This window comes from Bradyrhizobium sp. P5_C11_2, assembly GCF_054049755.1.
The window spans coordinates 1-1,066 of record NZ_JBFULT010001084.1; the positions used below are offsets into that span (position 1 = coordinate 1).

Consider the following 1,066-nt stretch of genomic DNA (forward strand, 5'->3'; position numbering starts at 1 on the left):
GTGCTGGTTCGTCCGGTACCGGTGCGCAGTCGACCCCCGCATCGACGCTCACCTCAGGGAATCGCCATGCCGCTCATCCCCGTTCTTCCGACGCTCGTCAGCATCACGGGCACCGATCCGTCGTCGACCGATGCTTCCGTCGTGCACTACACCGTCACCTTTTCCAAGCCGGTGTCCGGGGTCACGGTCGACCAGTTCACCCTCGCGACGACGGGTGGCATCAGCGGTGCGGGTATCGCGGACATCACGCCGGTGGCGGGCAGCAATGGCGCGAGCTACGTGGTCACGGTGAACACTGGTTCGGGGAGCGGCTCACTGGGGCTTCAGCTCAGCGGCACTAACGTGCACGATTCCAGCGGCTACTATGTCGGACCATTCCAGTCCGAGACGCAGATGGCCGGCCCGCGCTTCAGCATCATCAACACGGCGGCGGTCGGCGACGTCAACGGCGATGGCAAGCAGGATATGGTGTATATCCGGACCGTCAGCGCTTCCGCATATTTTCTCGATGTCAGGACCAATACCGGCACGGGCCAGTTCACGCAAACCTCGCTGACCGGCGCCTCGGAGCTGGAAGGGTCGATTCGACTCGGCGACGTCAACGGCGACGGCAAACTGGACGTGCTGATGGGCAACATCAGCACCGGAACCCTGGACGTCAAGCTGGGCAATGGCAACGGCACGTTCGCGGCGACGACGAAGTATGCGACGGGTGGCAGTAATGGCGGCTCTATCAGGGCGTTTGCCGACTTCAATGGCGACGGCAAGGCCGACGTGATCATGTCGAACAACATCGGCACGTCGCTGCTGCTCGGTAACGGCGATGGCTCTTTCGGATCGCCCGTTGCCACGGATGCCTCCAACGCCTTCGCGAGCGGCGATTTCAACGGCGATGGAAAGATCGATCTGCTGGTGCAGGACTCGTCAAGTTCGCCGGTTGCCGTGCGGCTTGGCAACGGGGACGGCACGTTCCAATCCCCGATCGCGGCCGGCACCTCATCTAGAACGATCAGCGGCGACTTCAACGGCGACGGCAAGCTTGATCTTGCACTCGGAACCAACAACT

General features: G+C 62.8%; 1 protein-coding gene. It reads left to right on the plus strand.

The window, feature by feature from the left end:
* Positions 1 to 66: 66 nt before the first annotated feature.
* The coding region (locus ACXJL8_RS41835; protein WP_456687118.1) for an FG-GAP repeat domain-containing protein at positions 67 to 1,066 on the plus strand (1,000 nt) is incomplete at its 3' end.